This window comes from Streptomyces sp. NPDC001868, assembly GCF_040297125.1.
GTDB lineage: Bacteria > Actinomycetota > Actinomycetes > Streptomycetales > Streptomycetaceae > Streptomyces.
Map to the genome: position 1 here is coordinate 126,730 of NZ_JBEOYO010000012.1, position 16,701 is coordinate 143,430.

General features: G+C 70.7%; 13 protein-coding genes and 1 tRNA gene. 10 read left to right on the top strand and 4 right to left on the bottom strand.

The window, feature by feature from the left end; genetic code table 11:
• Positions 1–6: 6 nt before the first annotated feature.
• A complete protein-coding gene (locus tag ABT147_RS16915; protein ID WP_351406559.1) occupies positions 7–1,035 on the bottom strand; it encodes an SMI1/KNR4 family protein in 1,029 nt (342 codons plus the stop codon).
• Between the two features lie 324 nt (positions 1,036–1,359).
• On the opposite strand from ABT147_RS16915, the gene ABT147_RS16920 reads away from it, so the two are divergent.
• On the top strand, positions 1,360–1,860 hold the full coding sequence (locus ABT147_RS16920) for a YwqJ-related putative deaminase (protein ID WP_351406561.1): 501 nt from the start codon (positions 1,360–1,362) through the stop codon (positions 1,858–1,860).
• Between the two features lie 137 nt (positions 1,861–1,997).
• Positions 1,998–2,492 (top strand): SUKH-3 domain-containing protein, encoded by a 495-nt coding sequence (locus ABT147_RS16925; protein WP_351406563.1) that lies wholly within the window; start codon positions 1,998–2,000, stop codon positions 2,490–2,492.
• A 176-nt stretch (positions 2,493–2,668) separates the two neighbouring features.
• Here ABT147_RS16925 and ABT147_RS16930 read toward each other — a convergent pair whose 3' ends face one another.
• Positions 2,669–4,006: a sensor histidine kinase gene (locus ABT147_RS16930; RefSeq protein ID WP_351406566.1), complete on the bottom strand. Its 1,338-nt coding sequence runs from the start codon at positions 4,004–4,006 to the stop codon at positions 2,669–2,671.
• Positions 4,007–4,169: 163 nt separating this feature from the next.
• Here ABT147_RS16930 and ABT147_RS16935 point away from each other — a divergent pair.
• The 6 genes from ABT147_RS16935 (at position 4,170) to ABT147_RS16960 (ending at position 9,018) form a co-directional block, all read left to right on the top strand.
• Positions 4,170–4,241: transfer RNA gene (locus ABT147_RS16935), tRNA-Gln, on the top strand.
• A gap of 124 nt (positions 4,242–4,365) precedes the next feature.
• A complete protein-coding gene (gene glmU / locus ABT147_RS16940; RefSeq protein WP_351406568.1) occupies positions 4,366–5,814 on the top strand; it encodes a bifunctional UDP-N-acetylglucosamine diphosphorylase/glucosamine-1-phosphate N-acetyltransferase GlmU in 1,449 nt (482 codons plus the stop codon).
• Between the two features lie 110 nt (positions 5,815–5,924).
• Positions 5,925–6,899 carry a ribose-phosphate diphosphokinase gene (locus ABT147_RS16945; RefSeq protein WP_351406570.1) on the top strand — a complete coding sequence of 325 codons (975 nt, stop codon included), beginning with the start codon at positions 5,925–5,927 and terminating at the stop codon, positions 6,897–6,899.
• A gap of 239 nt (positions 6,900–7,138) precedes the next feature.
• Positions 7,139–7,729, top strand: coding sequence for a 50S ribosomal protein L25/general stress protein Ctc (locus ABT147_RS16950; RefSeq protein WP_351406573.1), 591 nt, complete (start codon positions 7,139–7,141; stop codon positions 7,727–7,729).
• 81 nt (positions 7,730–7,810) lie between these two features.
• The gene (gene pth, locus ABT147_RS16955; protein WP_351406575.1) at positions 7,811–8,407 is read left to right on the top strand and encodes an aminoacyl-tRNA hydrolase; all 597 of its coding nucleotides are present in this window, start codon (positions 7,811–7,813) and stop codon (positions 8,405–8,407) included.
• A gap of 77 nt (positions 8,408–8,484) precedes the next feature.
• Entirely contained in the window at positions 8,485–9,018 is a 534-nt protein-coding gene (locus ABT147_RS16960) for a hypothetical protein (RefSeq protein WP_351406578.1), read from the top strand.
• A gap of 220 nt (positions 9,019–9,238) precedes the next feature.
• Here the strand turns inward: ABT147_RS16960 and ppc are convergent, their stop codons facing one another.
• Positions 9,239–11,971: a phosphoenolpyruvate carboxylase gene (gene ppc, locus ABT147_RS16965; protein WP_351406580.1), complete on the bottom strand. Its 2,733-nt coding sequence runs from the start codon at positions 11,969–11,971 to the stop codon at positions 9,239–9,241.
• A 371-nt stretch (positions 11,972–12,342) separates the two neighbouring features.
• Between ppc and ABT147_RS16970 the strand changes: the two genes are divergently transcribed.
• Together ABT147_RS16970 and ABT147_RS16975 are read left to right on the top strand one after the other, a co-directional pair.
• Positions 12,343–13,377, top strand: a complete 1,035-nt coding sequence (locus ABT147_RS16970) for an acyl-CoA desaturase (protein WP_351406582.1) — start codon at positions 12,343–12,345, stop codon at positions 13,375–13,377.
• The gene (locus tag ABT147_RS16975; RefSeq protein WP_351406585.1) at positions 13,374–14,051 is read left to right on the top strand and encodes a TetR family transcriptional regulator; all 678 of its coding nucleotides are present in this window, start codon (positions 13,374–13,376) and stop codon (positions 14,049–14,051) included. The genes ABT147_RS16970 and ABT147_RS16975 overlap by 4 nt, the downstream gene beginning before the upstream one ends.
• A gap of 239 nt (positions 14,052–14,290) precedes the next feature.
• Here ABT147_RS16975 and ABT147_RS16980 read toward each other — a convergent pair whose 3' ends face one another.
• The gene (locus ABT147_RS16980) at positions 14,291–16,369 is read right to left on the bottom strand and encodes a glycosyltransferase family 4 protein (RefSeq protein WP_351406587.1); all 2,079 of its coding nucleotides are present in this window, start codon (positions 16,367–16,369) and stop codon (positions 14,291–14,293) included.
• Positions 16,370–16,701 lie beyond the last annotated feature (332 nt).

Here is a 16,701-nt window from a genome sequence, read left to right on the forward strand (position 1 = left end):
GAAAACTCACTCCCCCACCGAGGACGCCGAGGACCCCGAAGACACGGCGGCGCCCGCGGCGACCGGCACGGCCCGTGCGAAGCCACCGTCCACCATCAGATTGGCCACCGTCTCCAGTTCCGGCGGATTGCCCGCCAGCCGGGACAGGAACGCGTCGAAGTCCGCACCGGCGGGGAGCAGCAGCCGCTCCACCCGCTCGGCCGGCGGCCACGACGGATCGACGTCACGGGCGTCGTCGTACGCGCAGAACCAGACCGACCCGATCCGGTCGCCCTTCACCTTCACCGCGAGAATCCCGCCCTGCGCGAACGCGACGGCCAGATAGTCCTTGGTGAGATGGTCCCGCAGGCACTTGTTGACGTACACGAGGTCGTTGACCGCGGCCTCGTCGCGGACCGTGAAGAACGGCTGGTCGACCAGCAGCCCCAACTCCGCGTCGAGCGCCGCCCCGACGGGGGCGCAGCCGCCCGCGGCCTTCAGGAACGACCGGTACGCGCCCGGCAGCCGGTACCCGAGGTCCTCCTCGACGCCCTGCACCTGGAGCTCGGTCACCGCCACCGCCGATGACTTGGGCAGCCCGAAGTGCGCCGGCCGGGTCTCCTGCAACGGCCGTGTGCCCCGCTTGTTCTGGTCCACGCGCGCCGTCGCGATGCCCCCGTGATGCCGCAGCAGCGCCTTCACCTCGACCGGCACCAGCTCCAGCCGACGGCCGCCCGGAGCGTGATGCCACGTCCAGCCGTGCGGTGTCGCCACCGGCGGGATCGTGTCCCACAGCTCGTGTCCCGTCGCCGCCAGCGCCGCGTTCGCGGACACGTAGTCCGTCAACCGCAGCTCGTCCACCCCGAACCCCTCCGGAGGATCGGCGATCTCCGCCGCGGCGCGCGCGTAGGGCGAGAAGTCCGGATAGCCGTGCGCGTCAACACGGACACCCCGCGGATGACGCGCGGCCCGGACCGGGTCCGGAAACTGCACGACCTGCCCGGCGTAGGCCGCGTTCGGCGGCGCGGCTTGATGCCCGAGCCGACCTGTCGTCATGGCGGTAGCCCCCTGCGGCGTTCTGAGTGACCTGTTCTGGCTGCGTTGTCGCTCTGTCCTACCGCTCTCCGACAGCAGAGAAGGCCCCGATACGGCCTGCTCTGTCCGCCCTCGATCGCAAGACCGAACGGATCGCGGTCCTCGACAGCCTATGCGGTACGGCGACACCGGTCACCGGGCCTCCGCTTCCGTGACCAGCCGTCACGCCACCCTCACGGAACGCCGAAGCCCGGGCGTGTCGTACTGCCCCAGCTTCCGCACGGGCCACGCCGTTTGGCACTCTGTGTCCCCTGGCGGGGGATGTAACAGGAGGGGATCACGACCATGAGCGCGACGCAGGCGGGACCTTCGGGTGACCCCCGCATCGGCTGGAGCACCGCGGAACAGCCGCAGGCTCCCGCCCTCCTCCACCGCCGCGACGGCATTCTGCCGACCGTGGCCGCCGCCCTCTCCGTACGCGGCGAGACCCTCACCGGCACCGCCGCGCGCGGCGACCACGCACCGCCGCTGCACCCCCTGGTCCAGGAGTTCCTCGACTCCCTCGCCACCGCGCAGCGCGACCGCTTCACCGGCCGCTGCGCCGAGGCCATCCTCATCTCCCGCCACATCACGAACGCGGACGCCACCCGCAGCAGGCGCGCCGCCCGCAGACCCATGTCCAACGGCGAGGCCCGCAAGGTCCTCAAGCAGGCCAAACTGACCACCCGCCACATCCGCGAGGACGGCGACCCCTTCCACGGCGCGTTCGCCACACCCTGCCGCTCCTGCACGGCCCTCAGCGCCCACTTCGGCGTCCGCATCGTGGACCCGGCACAGGAGAACTGAGCCGACGCCCGAGCCGGTGAAGTGAGCCGGGGCCCGGGCAGCCGCCCCGGCCCAGGAACCCGTCTCCCGGAGATCGCGTCAGAGAACACGACGTCAGAGTTCAAACCGCCGACGAACCCCCGACGAACAAAGGGCAGATGCACACCGACCGCACCTCCACCACGCGTTTCTCCGTCCCCGTCGACGCCGCCCTGCGCGCCGCCGGGTGGCAGCCGGGCCGCTGGGACATAAAGCAGGCCGAGATCTGGGCCGACGCCCTGCGCGAGCACGTCTCCCCGGCCGGCCACCGCCACGCGGTCTTCCCGGCCGCGGTCGAGGCCTGGGCCGAGTTCGGCGGCCTCCGTCTCGCCGCCCAGGGCCCCGGCCGCCGGATCGCCCCCGTCGACCTGCACCTCGACCCGCTGCACGGCCTCCACATGGCCCGCACCCTCGGCGACCTCGGCCGCGCCCTCGACACCGAGGTCTGCCCCCTCGGCCACGAGACCGCCACCCGCGCCCTCATCGCCATCGACACCGAGGGCCGCGCCTACGCCCTGGACCACACCGGCGACTGGTACCTGGGCCCCACCATCGACACAGCCCTCACCACCCTCCTGACCGGCACCGACCCCACCCGCCTGACAGCGAACTGAGCACCGCAGCATCAGGGCGGGCAGTCGTGCCGCTGGGGCGGCACGGGTGGGCGCAACGGCACCTCGCAACCGCCGAGCAGCGGACCCCACCCCCGCCCCACCACAGCCGCCGGGCCACCGGGCCACCAGGCGCCCAGCCCGGACGCGAGGTCACCTCCCAGCCGCCCGCACACCCCCTACGCCGCCGGAATCACCGCCGACACCCGAAACCCCCCGGCATCCGTGGGCCCGGACACGAAAACGCCCCCCAGTCCGGCCACCCGCTCCTTCATCCCGAGCAGCCCGTTCCCCCCGCTGGGCAGCCGCGCGGCCCCCGCCGCCCCCGGCTCCGGCGGCGGCCCGTTCTCCACCTGCATCGCGATCTCCGCCGCCCGGTGCGCGAGCCGTACATGCGTCTTCGCGCCCGCCGCGTGCTTGTGCACGTTCGTCAGCGCCTCCTGCACCACCCGGTACGCCGTCTGCTCCACCGCGGCCGCGTAGACCCGTACCTCTCCCTCCACCGACAGCTCGACGACCATCCCCGCGGCCGCCGACTGCCCCACGAGCACCTCGAGCTCGGCCAGACAGGGCCCCTCGCCGGCCTCGTCCTCGGCCCGCGAAGCGGCGGCGGCTGCGGCCGCCGCCACGGCCGCCAGAGGCACCGGCACCGGCTCCGTCCGTGCCATCGACGAGAACCCCTCGCCCGACCGCAGCACCCCGAGCATCTCCCGCAGCTCGGTGAGCGCCTGCCGGCCCATGTCCCCCACGAGCGCCGCGTTCTTCACGGCCTTCTCCGGGTCCTTGCGCGCCACGGCCTGAAGGGCGGCCGCGTGCACGACCATCAGCGACACCCGATGCGCGACCACGTCGTGCATCTCCCGGGCGATCCTGGTCCGTTCCTCGCCCCGGGCCCACTCCGCCCGTTCCTCCGCCCGCTCCGCGAGCAGCTGCAACTCCCGCTCCAGCGAATCGGCCCGCTCCCGCAGACTCTCCATCAGCCGCCGCCGTGCCCCGACATAGAGGCCCAGCAGCACGGGCGGCGCGGTCAGTCCGATCGCCATCGTCGACGCCAGGAAGGGCGCGAACGCGTCCCCGCCGCCGACCGCCCCGTCGCCCCGCAGTTCGCTCTGCGTCGCCTGTACGAACCACACGATGAACACACCGGCGAACGCCATCCCCGACAGCGCCGCGATGATCCGCCGCGGCGCCTCCGATGCGGCCAGCGTGTACAGCCCGACGAGGCCCATCAGATACCCCATCTGGGCGGGCGCGACGGCGATGAAGACGAGCACGACGGCCACGGGCCACATCCGCCGCACCAGCAGCACGGAACCGGCGAGCGCCCCGAACACGATCCCCACGGCCGTCGGCAGCCCGGCGTTCCCGGCGAAGCCGACCCCCTCCACCGCGCACTCGACCGCCGACGCCAGCGCCAGCCCGCCGTCGAGCAACGCCCCCCGCCGCCGCTCCCACCACCACGGCCCGGCCCTGTCCCCCGTCCCGGCCCCGGTGCGGTCTTCCCCCGTCGTGGTCATAACCCAAGCCTACGTTCGAGCGTCCCCGCTTTTCCGGTGAGTTTTCCGTACCGGTCCGCACCGTGCGGGCCGACTTTCACCGTCGCGTGGAAGGCGGCCGGTACGGCATAGTAGGAGGCGCCACTCGACAGCCGGACCAATTGTCCGGTTCGGTCGAATTTAATCCCCCGTGGTGTAATTGGCAGCACCGTGGCTTTTGGTGCCATTTGTCCGGGTTCGAGTCCTGGCGGGGGAGCTTCAACCAGTCGGGTCCTCACCCCACGAAAGGGGTCAGGACCCGACTCACATTTCCCCCTCACAACGCCCCGGTATCCTGCGGATGTCCACACCCCACACATCCACAGCCGAAGGGCATCCCCGTGAGCGCAACCCGCCCGGCAGCCGTCGTCGTCCTCGCAGCGGGTGAGGGCACCCGTATGAAGTCGGCCACACCGAAGGTTCTGCACAGCATCTGTGGCCGCTCCCTGGTCGGCCACGTCCTCGCCGCCGCGCGCGAGTTGGACCCGGAGAACCTGGTCGTCGTCGTCGGGCACGCCCGCGAGAAGGTCACCGCCCACCTCACCGAGGCCGACCCCGGCGTACGCACGGCGGTCCAGGCGGAGCAGAACGGCACCGGGCACGCGGTGCGGATGGGGCTGGAGGAGCTCGGCGGGGTCGTCGACGGCACGGTCGTGGTCGTCTGCGGCGACACCCCCCTGCTCACCGGGGCGACCCTGCGGGCCCTCGCCGCCACCCACTCCGCCGACGGCAACGCCGTGACCGTACTGACCGCCGAGGTCCCGGACGCCACCGGCTACGGCCGGATCGTGCGCGACGGAGCCTCCGGTGCCGTCACGGCCATCGTGGAGCACAAGGACGCCACCGAGTCGCAGCGCGCGATCCGTGAGATCAACTCCGGGGTCTTCGCGTTCGACGGCCAGCTCCTCGCGGACGCGCTCGGCAAGGTCAGGACCGACAACAGCCAGGGCGAGGAGTACCTCACCGACGTCCTCGGGATCCTGCGCGAGGCCGGGCACCGGGTCGGGGCCTCCGTCGCCGGCGACCACCGCGAGATCGCCGGGATCAACAACCGGGTCCAGCTCTCCGAGGCCCGGCGCATCCTCAACGACCGGCTGCTCACCGACGCCATGCTCGCCGGGGTGACCGTCGTCGACCCCGCCAGCACCTGGATCGACGTCACCGTCACCTTCGAGCAGGACGCCCTGGTCCACCCGGGCACCCAGCTCCTCGGCACCACCCACCTCGCCGAGGGCGCCGAGGTCGGCCCGAACTCCCGGCTGAAGGACACGAGGGTCGGACCCGGCGCCCGTCTCGACAACACCGTCGCGGACGGCGCCGAGGTCGGCCCGCAGGCTACTGTCGGACCGTACGCGTATCTCCGCCCCGGCACCCGCCTCGGCCTCAAGGCCAAGATCGGCACCTACGTCGAGACGAAGAACGCGAACATCGGCGAGGGGACGAAGGTCCCGCACCTCTCCTACGTCGGCGACGCCACCATCGGTGAGTACACGAACATCGGCGCGGCGAGCGTGTTCGTGAACTACGACGGGGAGAGCAAGCACCACACGACCGTCGGGTCGCACTGCAAGACCGGTTCGGACAACATGTTTGTGGCGCCTGTCACGGTCGGGGACGGTGCGTACACCGCCGCCGGGTCCGTGATCACGAAGGATGTGCCGCCCGGTTCGCTGGCCGTGGCCCGTGGCCAGCAGCGGAATATCGAGGGTTGGGTGGCTCGTAAGCGCCCCGGGAGCGCGGCGGCCAAGGCCGCCGAAACGGCTGCCCGGGAAGGCGAAAGCGAAAGCTGACCGGAAACAGGTGCGCCAAGGACGTCGTACCGTGATAAGTGCACACCCGCACCCCAGCTGAGCGAGCGGCTTCCGCCTGCCTGGCTGAGAACCTCTGAGGAGACAGTGCTGTGACCGGGATCAAGACGACCGGCGAGAAGAAGATGATGTTCTTCTCCGGCCGCGCCCACCCCGAGCTTGCCGAGGAGATCGCCCAGCAGTTGGGTGTCGGGGTCGTCCCGACCAAGGCCTTCGACTTCGCCAATGGTGAGATCTACGTCCGCTACGAGGAGTCGGCGCGCGGTGCGGACTGCTTCCTGATCCAGAGCCACACGGCTCCGATCAACAAGTGGGTCATGGAGCAGCTGATCATGATCGACGCGCTGAAGCGCGCGTCGGCCCGCTCCATCACCGTCATCGTGCCGTTCTACGGTTACGCGCGGCAGGACAAGAAGCACCGTGGGCGTGAACCGATCTCGGCGCGTCTGGTCGCCGACCTGATGAAGACGGCGGGTGCCGACCGGATTCTGGCCGTGGACCTGCACACGGACCAGATCCAGGGCTTCTTCGACGGCCCCGTCGATCATCTGTTCGCGCTGCCGCTGCTCGCGGACTACGTGGGCGCCAAGGTGGACCGCAACAAGCTCACGGTGGTCTCGCCGGACGCGGGCCGGGTGCGGGTCGCGGACCGCTGGTGCGACCGTCTGGGCGCGCCCCTCGCCATCGTGCACAAGCGGCGCGACAAGGACGTGGCGAACCAGGTGACCGTCCACGAGGTCGTCGGTGAGGTCAAGGGCCGGGTGTGTGTCCTGGTGGACGACATGATCGACACCGGTGGCACCATCTGCGCCGCGGCGGACGCGCTGTTCGCGCACGGCGCGGAGGACGTCATCGTGACCGCGACGCACGGTGTGCTGTCGGGTCCGGCGGCGGACCGCCTGAAGAACTCGAAGGTGAGCGAGTTCGTGTTCACGGACTCGCTGCCGACGCCGGGCGAGCTGGAGCTGGACAAGATCACGGTGCTGTCGATCGCGCCGACGATCGCGAGCGCGGTGCGCGAGGTGTTCGAGGACGGTTCGGTGACGAGCCTGTTCGACGAGCACTGACGGTCGTCGTCCCCTCGTCTCTTCCGGCACCTCCTCCAGCGTCACTTCCGGCGTCTCCTCCGGATCGATTTCTCTAGATCGATTTCATGTACGGCCTTCCCGCTGCGTAAGCTGTCACAGTTGCTCGGCGAGGGAGGCCGTACACGTGTGTACGGCGGTCCGTTATCGACGCGCTCTTCGTAGCAGGCCGATTGTTTGGCCGGGTGACCACCTTTCCCCGCTTTCTACGAGGAGTGAACATGGCCGAGGTCAAGCTCGCAGCCGAGACCCGCACCGAGTTCGGCAAGGGCGCCGCCCGCCGTATCCGCCGTGACAGCAAGGTTCCCGCCGTGGTCTACGGCCACGGTGCCGACCCCGTGCACATCACGCTGCCGGGCCACGCGCTCCAGCTCGCCCTGCGCACCCCGAACGTCCTGATCAGCCTGGACATCGAGGGCAAGACCCACCTGGCGATCCCGAAGGCCGTGCAGCGCGACGCGATCAAGGGCTTCCTGGACCACGTCGACCTCCTCCTCGTGAAGCGCGGCGAGAAGGTCAACGTCGAGGTCTACGTCCACACCGAGGGCGACCTGGCTCCGGGGGCCTACCTGCTGGAGCACGTGCTCAGCACGCTGAACGTCGAGGCCGAGGCCACGCACATCCCCGAGTCGGTCACCGTCTCCATCGAGGGCCTGGAGGCCGGCGCCTCCATCCTCGCCAAGGACATCCCCCTGCCCAAGGGCACCACGCTGGCGACCGACGAGGACGCGGTCGTCCTCCAGGTCCTGGCCGCCCAGGCGGAGGAGCCGACCGAGGACGCCACCGAGGGCGACGAGGCCGCGGAGGCCTGAGCCTCAGCTCTGTCGTAGGTTCGTCAGCCGCCGCTTCCTCCAGGGGAGCGGCGGCTGGCGCGTATCCAAGGAGACACGCACGTGACGACCGATCCGAGTGCGCCGTGGCTCGTCGCCGGCCTCGGTAATCCCGGGCCCGAGTACGCGGCGAACCGGCACAACGTGGGGTTCATGGTGGCCGATCTGCTGGCCGAGCGGATCGGGGGGAGGTTCAAGCGGGCCGGGAAGGCGCAGGCACAGGTCGTCGAGGGCCGGATCGGGCCGCCGGGGCCCGGGAACCGCCGGGTGATCCTCGCCAAGCCGATGTCGTACATGAATCTCTCGGGCGGGCCGGTGACCGCTCTGCGGGACTTCTACAAGGTGCCGGTGGCGAACATCGTCGCGATCCATGACGAGTTGGACATCGACTACGGCACCCTGCGGCTGAAGCTCGGCGGTGGTGACAACGGTCACAACGGTCTGAAGTCGATGACGAAGGCGATGGGCCCGGACTACCACCGTGTGCGGTTCGGGATCGGCCGTCCCCCGGGCCGGATGCAGGTCGCCGACTTCGTGCTCAAGGACTTCTCCGCCACCGAGCGCAAGGAGTTGGACTACTTCGTGGACCGCGCGGCGGACGCCGTGGAGTGTCTGGTGATCGAGGGGCTGGAGCGGGCGCAGGGGACGTACAACTCCTGACCCGATACACATAAGTCCCGATTTGCTCGATCCCCGCGCCGGCCTGCGGGGGTTGACCGACCACAGCGCCATGGCCAATGATCCCCGCCATGCCTGACACCAAAGCCCCCGCTCCCCGCTCGCGGCGCCGTCCGCGCCCGGGCGGCGGTGGTGCGTCGGTCGCGCTGCGCTACGGGCGGCTGGCGGTCATGGGCGTGCTCGCGGCGCTGATCCTGATCGCCGGAGTGTGGGGTTCCTGGGGCTACGCCCAGCATGTGATGCTCAGCAAGGGCCGCGAGCAGGGCACGATCACGGTGTCCCGCTGCGACGACGAGACCTGCTGGGGGCCGTACGAGCCGGTGTCGACCGGGTCGCGGGCCCGGGAGCGGGTCGACATCGAGCGGTCGGTGGCGGTGGAGACGGGACAGACGTACAGCGTGGTCGTGAAGCCGGGCAGCAGCGATGTCGTCCGCACGGGGCCGGGTGGTCTGCTGCACGCCTGGGTGCCGTTGGGTGGGGCGCTGTTGCTGGCGGCGGTGGTCGTGGCGGGCGGCTTGCGGATGGTGCGGGCGGCGTGGGTACTGGGCGGGCTGGGCGTCGCCCTGATCACGGCGGCGTGGGTTGCGCTCTGAGGCGGGTTCACGGCTGACGGCCGGTGGGGGCTGGTCGCGCAGTTCCCCGCGCCCCTGAAGATTCAGGCCCCTGCGGGCCTGAAAACACCACGGCCCCGCCGACCTGAAAGGCGACGGGGCTGCGGGGTTGAAAAGCACGGGGCGCAGCCCGGCTTTTCAGGGGCGCGGGGAACTGCGCGAGAAGCCCCACCGGCCGTCAGCCATAAACGAACCCCCGGAATCAGCCCGTGTTACGAAGCCCCGCCGCCACACCGTTCACCGTGAGCAGCAACGCCCGCGCGAGCAACGGATCAGCCGCCTCCCCCGCCGCGGCGGCATCGCGCTGACGCTTGAGCAGGGCGACCTGAAGGTAGGAGATCGGGTCGAGATAGGCGTCCCGGATGGAGAAGGTCTGCTGCAGCACGGGGTTGGCGTCGAGCAGCTTGTCCTCCCCGGTGATGCGCAGCACCTCCCGCACGGTCAGCTCATGCTCGGCCTGGATCGTGGCGAACACGTGCTTGAGGCCGTCGGGGACGAGCGTGTCGACGTAGTGCCCGGCGATCCGCAGATCCGTCTTGGCGAGGGTCATCTCGACGTTGGACAGGAAGTTGCGGAAGAAGTGCCACTGCTCGTGCATCTCGTCGAGCACGGTGTCCAGGCCCGCGTCACGCAGCGCCTTCAGACCGGAGCCGACACCGAACCACCCGGGCACGATCTGCCGCGACTGGGTCCAGCCGAAGACCCACGGAATGGCGCGCAGACCGTCGAGCCCGGCGCCGGAGTCGGGCCTCCTCGACGGCCTCGACCCGAGGTGCAGGTCGGCGAGCTGGTCCACGGGCGTGGAGGCGAAGAAGTACGCCGGGAGGTCCGGGTCCTCGACGAGCCGGCGGTACGCGGACTCCGCCGCGTCGCTGACCAGGTCCATGGCCGCGTCCCAGCGGGCCAGGGCGTCCTCGGACTGGCGGGGGGCGGTGTGCAGGGCGGAGGCCTGGAGCGTGGCGGCGACCGTCAGCTCCAGGTTCTCCCTGGCCAGGGACGGGACGAGGTACTTGTCGGAGATGACCTCGCCCTGCTCGGTCACCTTGATCTCGCCCTCCAGCGTGCCCCACGGCTGCGCGAGGATCGCGTCGTGCGAGGGGCCGCCACCACGGCCGACGGTGCCGCCGCGACCGTGGAAGAGCCGCAGCCGTACGCCGTACCGGTGCGCCACGTCACGCAGACGCCGCTGCGCCCGGTGGATCTCCCACTGCGACGTCGTGATGCCGCCGAACTTCGACGAGTCGGAGTAGCCGAGCATGACCTCCTGCACGTCCCCGCGCAGGGCGACCAGCCGTCGGTACGACGGATCGGCGAGCATCTCCTCCAGGATCGTGTCGGCGGCCTTGAGCTCGTCGGTCGTCTCCAGCAGCGGGACGATGCCGATCTTGGCCCAGCCGGCGTGCAGATCGATGAGGCCGGCCTCGCGCGCCAGCACCGTCGCGGCGAAGACGTCGTCGGCGCCCTGGCACATCGAAATGATGTACGACTCGATGACCTCGGGGCCGAAGACGGCCAGGGCCTTCTTCACGGTCTCGAACACGCCGAGGGTCTTGGCGCCGGCGGCGTCCAGCGGCGCGGGCGTGGGAGCCAGGGGCCGCCGGGACCGCAGCTCGCGGGCGAGCAGCTTGTGGCGGTACTCCCGCGGCATGTCCTCGTACCGCCAGGACTCCTCGCCGAGACGGTCGAAGAGCTGGCCGAGGGCGTGGTGGTGGGCGTCGGCGTGCTCGCGGACGTCCATCGTGGCGAGCTGGAGACCGAAGGCGGAGAGCGTACGGATCGTACGGTTCATCCGGCCGTCGGCGAAGAGGCCGCCGCGGTGCTCGCGCAGCGAGGTCTGGATGAGGGTCAGGTCGCGCAGCAGTTCGGCGGTGCCGAGGTAGTCGCGGCCGTCCTCGTGCGGGATGCCCTTGGCTAGGCGCTGCTTGGTGTTCTCCAGCTTCTGCCGGATGCAGGTGGCCTTGAGCCGGTAGGGCTCCTCGGCGTTGAGGCGCTTGTAGCGCGGGCTGATCTCGGGCAGCGCCTCCAGGTCGGCCTGGAGGGACGACAGCAGCTCTTCCGTCGCACCCGTGTAGCGGATGGAGTTGGAGAGGAAGCCGCGCAGCTCGTCGATGAGTTCGAGGGCGTCGTTGATGCCGTGCTCGTGCTGGAGGATCAGGACGTCCCAGGTCACCTGGGGGGTGACGTTGGGGTTGCCGTCGCGGTCGCCGCCGATCCAGGTGCCGAAGGTGAGGGGGCGGGTGGCGGCGGGGATCGTCACGCCGACCCGCTCCAGCTCGGCCGTCAGGTCCTCCAGGACGTCGCCGACCGCGCCGGCGTGCAGCTCGTCCAGGTAGTAGATGGCGTTACGGGCCTCGTCGGCGGGCTCCGGACGTACGACGCGCAGCTCGTCCGTCTGCCAGACGAGGTCGATGTTCTCGGCCAGCCGGGTGTCGTGGCGGCGGCGGTCGGAGTCGATGACGGGGGTCTCCAGCAGCGCGGCGACGCGCCGGAGCTTGTTGAGGACCGACCGGCGCGCGGCCTCGGTGGGGTGCGCGGTGAAGACAGGGCGGACGTTGAGGTTCCCGACCGTCTCGCGCAGATGCTCGGGGTCGGCGTCCTTCAGGCGATCGGCCGTACGGGCGAGAAGTCCGCCCTCGGCGGCACGCCGTGCCCTCAGCTCACGGCCGCGGTGCACCTGCTCGGTGACGTTGGCCAGGTGGAAGTAGGTGGAGAAGGCCCGCACGAGCTTGGCGGCGGTCTCCAGCTCGGTGCCGCGCAGCAGGTCGGCGGCGGCTTCGCCGTCCTCGCGGGTCAGCCGGCGGACGCGCTCGACCAGCTCCAGGAGTTCGGGGCCCTCCTGTCGTACGAGGGTCTCGCCCAGCAGATCGCCCAGGCGCCGGATGTCGGCGCGCAGCTCACTGCTGACCGTGGTGGTCTGGTCGTCGGCACTGCTCACAGGTGCGGCTCCTTGCAGTGTTGAAGCTCGTCCGGAGGGGAACCCGGGCGGGGGCCCGGTAGTCAGCGACCCCGAGAAGGATGCGGAGCGGACCGCGCTGTCCGACCGAGTCCAGGATAGGTGGCCGCTCGGGCGCGCCCGGCGACAGGTGCCACTTTCGCGGCACTGAGTGCCACCTGTCCATCGAGCCCGGTCGTTACACCTGGACGCGCAGACCGGTCGGCTCTTGCCGCCCGGCACCGCGCTGCCATACTTACGATGCCGTAGGTTACGGAACCGTAGGGACAGCCGACAGGTAGCTCCCGCACGCTGTTTCCGCAGGCACGGCACCTCCCCCCTCTCTTCACCCTCGACCCCACAGGGGACGCCCCATGAGCACAAGGTCCGATGTGATGGAAGACGCCCCGAACACGAACGGTTCCCCCGGCTCCGCGATGACCGACTCCCCCGCGCCGTCGGCCACGCTGGGCGGCGAGCGGAAGCGCTCGATCGAGCAGATCACCCTGCTCCTCTTCATCATCGTCCCGTTCCTCGCGCTCCTCGCGGCGGTGCCGCTGGCCTGGAGCTGGGGCGGTGTGAGCTGGCTGGATCTCGGCCTGCTGGTGTTCTTCTACTACCTGGGCTGCCACGGGATCACGATCGGCTTCCACCGGCACTTCACCCACGGTTCCTTCAAGGCCAAGCGCCCGCTGAAGATCGCGCTGGCGGTCGCCGGTTCGATGGCGGTCGAGGGCCCGCTGGTGCGCTGGGTGGCCGACCACCGCAAGCATCACAAGTTCTCCGACGCCGAGGGCGACCCCCACTCGCCGTGGCGCTTCGGGGAGACGCTCCCCGCGCTGATGAAGGGCCTGTGGTGGGCGCACATCGGCTGGATGTTCGACGAGGAGCAGACCTCGCAGGAGAAGTACGCGCCCGACCTGATCAAGGACCCGGCGCTGCGCGCGATCTCCCGCCAGTTCATCCTCTGGACGGTTCTCTCCCTCGCCCTCCCACCGCTGATCGGCGGTCTGGTGACGATGTCCTGGTGGGGCGCGTTCACCGCGTTCTTCTGGGGCTCGCTCGTCAGGGTGGCGCTGCTGCACCACGTCACCTGGTCGATCAACTCGATCTGCCACGCGGTCGGCAAGCGGCCCTTCAAGTCCCGCGACCGCTCGGGCAACGTGTGGTGGCTGGCGGTCCTCTCCTGCGGCGAGTCCTGGCACAACCTCCACCACGCCGACCCCACCTCCGCCCGGCACGGTGTGGAGCGCGGACAGCTGGACTCCTCCGCGCGGCTCATCCGCTGGTTCGAAGTGTTCGGCTGGGCGTACGACGTCCGCTGGCCGTCACGCTCGCGTATCGATTCCAGGCGTAACACGGGTGAGGACGGCTCCGGGCACCGGAAGGCGCCCGCCGAGGCGGCATGATTGACGCCGTGGCGACCGACTCCAGCAGCACCCCGAGCAACGAGAAGCCGCGGCGTGCGCGCCGCACCCGGATGACGGGCGCCGAGCGCCGTCAGCAACTGCTGGAGATCGGTCGCACCCTGTTCGCCGCGAAGGGCTTCGAGGGCACGTCGGTGGAGGAGATCGCCGCGAAGGCGGGGGTCTCCAAGCCGGTGGTGTACGAGCACTTCGGTGGCAAGGAGGGGCTCTACGCCGTCGTCGTGGACCGCGAGATGCGCCGGCTCCTCGACATGGTGACCAGCTCCCTCACCGCCGGGCATCCCCGCGAACTCTGCGAACAGGCCACCTTCGCCCTCCTCGACTACATCGAGGAGTACACGGACGGCTTCCGCATCCTGGTCCGGGACTCCCCCATCCCGCAGTCCACGGGGTCCTTCGCCTCGCTGATCTCCGACATCGCCACGCAGGTGCAGGACATCCTCGGCCGCGAGTTCAAGAGCCGCGGCTTCGATCCCAAGCTCGCGCCGCTGTACGCCCAGGCGCTCGTCGGCATGGTCGCCCTCACCGGCCAGTGGTGGCTGGACGTCCGCCGCCCCAAGAAGGCCGAGGTCGCCGCGCACCTGGTGAACCTGGCGTGGCACGGCCTCGACGGCCTCAACCAGAAGCCGCGGCTGATCGGGCACCGGAAGAGCTAGGGGGCGGTGCGGTCCGTATTCGGGTGCGGGTCCGGTGGGGGCTGGTCGCGCAGTTCCCCGCGCCCCTGAAGATTCAGGCCCCTGCGGGCCTGAAAGACCACGGGCCGGGGGGCCTGAAGGCGACGGGGCTGCGGGGTGAAAAGCACGGGGCGCAGCCCCTGCTTTTCAGGGGCGCGGGGAACTGCGCGACCAGCCCCCACCGGAGCCGCACCCGCCCACGAACGAGAACCCCCGAGCTATTAGGCGCCCTCGTCCACATCCTTCGCACTGAGCGCCAGCTCGTTGTTCACGGTGAAATACGGCCGCACCCGAGTCCGCCCCCGCTGAAGATGCTCGAACACCCGCGCAGGCACGAGATCCGTCTTCCGCCGTTCCACCACGTCCCCACCGATCCGCCCCACCGGCACCCCCTCCACCCGCAGATCCCACAGATCGTGCTCGACACTCCGCCGAGCCAGCAGCTCGCGGTACGGAACGCTGAACCGCACCCCCCGCTCCCCCACCACACACGCGGCCACGGAGAAGTCGTACGCGGTGTCGGCCCGGGACACGACCCGCACCACGGCCCCCTCCCCGACCGGACCCACGTCGCCGTGAAGCGTCGCGGTCACGGTCACCGCCCCCTCCCCCACCTCGACCGCGTCGATCTCCGCGTGCGCGGGCCGCAGCCACGTCCGCAGCGCGAGGAACCCGTCGACGGTCGCGTACGGAATCCACGCCCCCACCCCCCGCTGATCGACCCGCGGCGCCCGCCCGACCAGCGCGGCCTGCTCGACGAGCCGTACGGTCAGCCGCACCCGCTTGTCGGTGCCGCGCGGCGCGACGTAGCAGTCCCAGCGGCCCTCGGCGAGGGTGTGCTCGGCCGGGTGGAGGGTCGCCCGCATCACGGTGTCGGGCGCGTCGGCGCTCGGCAGCAGCGGTACCCGGATCTGCCGCTTGCCGGGGTCGCGGCGCAGCCGGACGACGAGGTCGAGGGGCCCGTCGGGCAGCTCGGCCGGGTCGAGGAGGACGGTGACACCGCCCTCGGCGGTCGCGCGGGCGTGCGCCGCGGGCATGGGAGCGCTCCCGTCGGCCTCGACGGCGGGGACGGCCTTCGCGGGACGCGGCCGGACGACACGGGCGGCGAGCCGCCTCAGCCGGGCGGCGCCGCCGTCCCGTCGGCGGCGCCGGGACTGGGCCAGCTCCTCGAAGAGGGCCTCGTAGCGGCGGGCGATGACGGAGGGCGCGTAGGTGTCGGCCTTGATGAGCGCCGCCTTGCCGAGCCGCTCGCGCAGGGCCTCGTCGGTGACGACGCGGTTCAGGGCGTCGGCGTAGGCGTCGACGTCCCCGTCGAGCGGGACGAGGATGCCGTCCTCGCCGTCGGTGATGATCTCGCCGGGCCCGTGCGGGCAGTCGGTGGCGACGACGGGCACCCCGCAGTGCATGGCCTCGACGATGGTCATGCCGAAGGACTCCATGTCGGAGGAGACGGCGGCGACGGCGCCCTTGGCCCACTCGGTCTCGATCGGTGAGACCGCTCCCATGAGGAACGCCCGGTCGTGCAGCCCGAGCCGGTCGATCTGCTCCCGCAGGTTCTCCTTCTGCGGGCCGCGTCCGTAGATCCGCAGGGTCCAGCCGGGGTGGTCGGCGGCCACCTTGGCGAAGGCGTTCACCAGCCGGTCGTACCGCTTGATGGGGATGAGCCGGCCGGCGGCCACGATGACCCGGGAGTCCAGGGTGGAGCGTTCGACGTCGGGGGCGTGGACGCCGTTGGGGACGCAGACGATGGTGGTGGTCACGTCGGGCAGGGCGGCGCGGTACTGGGCGGCGTCGGCCTCGGAGACGGTGACATAGGCGTCGAGTCCGGCGATGGCCCCGTTCTGGTCGGAGCGCAGCGGTTCCCGGTACTGGTCGAGGCTCAGATGCTCCTGGCCGACGCGCAGATAGCGGCGCTGGCCGTCGCGGGCGAGGTAGCCGTTGAGGTCCGGGCGGGTGGCGATGACCACGTCGGCCTCGGTACGGGCGAGGAAGCCGCCGATCCGTTCGTCCTGCAGCGCGGTGTAGGGCAGGTTCCCGGTGGCCCCGGTGTACGGGAACATCGTGCCGGGCAGCTTGGTGAGCGGGTGGTCGCCCTCGTGGCCGGGCCCGCCTTCCCGCAGGTCGATCAGCGAGGTCAGGCGGACGCGCGGGTCGAACGGAAGGGCCGGTTCGTCGCGGGAGCGGTGGACGCTGACGACCTCGACGTCGTGCCGGTCGGCGAACGCGGCCGACAGGTTGGCCGTCGAGCGGATGGTGCCGCCGATACCGAAGGCGTTGTTGATCAGGAATGCGATCTTCATATGTATTTCCCCCTGGAAACCGCCCGGCGCGGGCGGCACAGAACCCACGCCCCACTGTCGGTCAGTACAGGAATTGAATGGGCGCAGCAGAAATTGACCGACCGGGAAAGCCAAATACCGGACGGACGGCGGAAAGCCTATGTGGCGCGCGTCATCAACCCCGACAAGCGCGCCGGACAGCTCAACAGATACTCACTGGCCCAGATCCCCCCTGGTAACAGCCCCGACCCCCGCATCCCCGGCCGGTCCGCCGGGGGCAACAAAAAGTGAACCGAGAATATATCCTTCACAAAGGAAAGCCCAAGAACAATATCAGCCACACCCGTACCAGG

Coding starts and splice junctions, on each gene's coding strand:
- ABT147_RS16915 (WP_351406559.1), bottom strand. CDS start 1,035: ATGACGACAGGTCGGCTCGGGCATCAAGCCGCGCCGCCGAACGCGGCC.
- ABT147_RS16920 (WP_351406561.1), top strand. CDS start 1,360: ATGAGCGCGACGCAGGCGGGACCTTCGGGTGACCCCCGCATCGGCTGG.
- ABT147_RS16925 (WP_351406563.1), top strand. CDS start 1,998: ATGCACACCGACCGCACCTCCACCACGCGTTTCTCCGTCCCCGTCGAC.
- ABT147_RS16930 (WP_351406566.1), bottom strand. CDS start 4,006: ATGACCACGACGGGGGAAGACCGCACCGGGGCCGGGACGGGGGACAGG.
- ABT147_RS16950 (WP_351406573.1), top strand. CDS start 7,139: ATGGCCGAGGTCAAGCTCGCAGCCGAGACCCGCACCGAGTTCGGCAAG.
- ABT147_RS16960 (WP_351406578.1), top strand. CDS start 8,485: ATGATCCCCGCCATGCCTGACACCAAAGCCCCCGCTCCCCGCTCGCGG.
- ABT147_RS16970 (WP_351406582.1), top strand. CDS start 12,343: ATGAGCACAAGGTCCGATGTGATGGAAGACGCCCCGAACACGAACGGT.
- ABT147_RS16975 (WP_351406585.1), top strand. CDS start 13,374: ATGATTGACGCCGTGGCGACCGACTCCAGCAGCACCCCGAGCAACGAG.
- ABT147_RS16980 (WP_351406587.1), bottom strand. CDS start 16,369: ATGAAGATCGCATTCCTGATCAACAACGCCTTCGGTATCGGCGGCACC.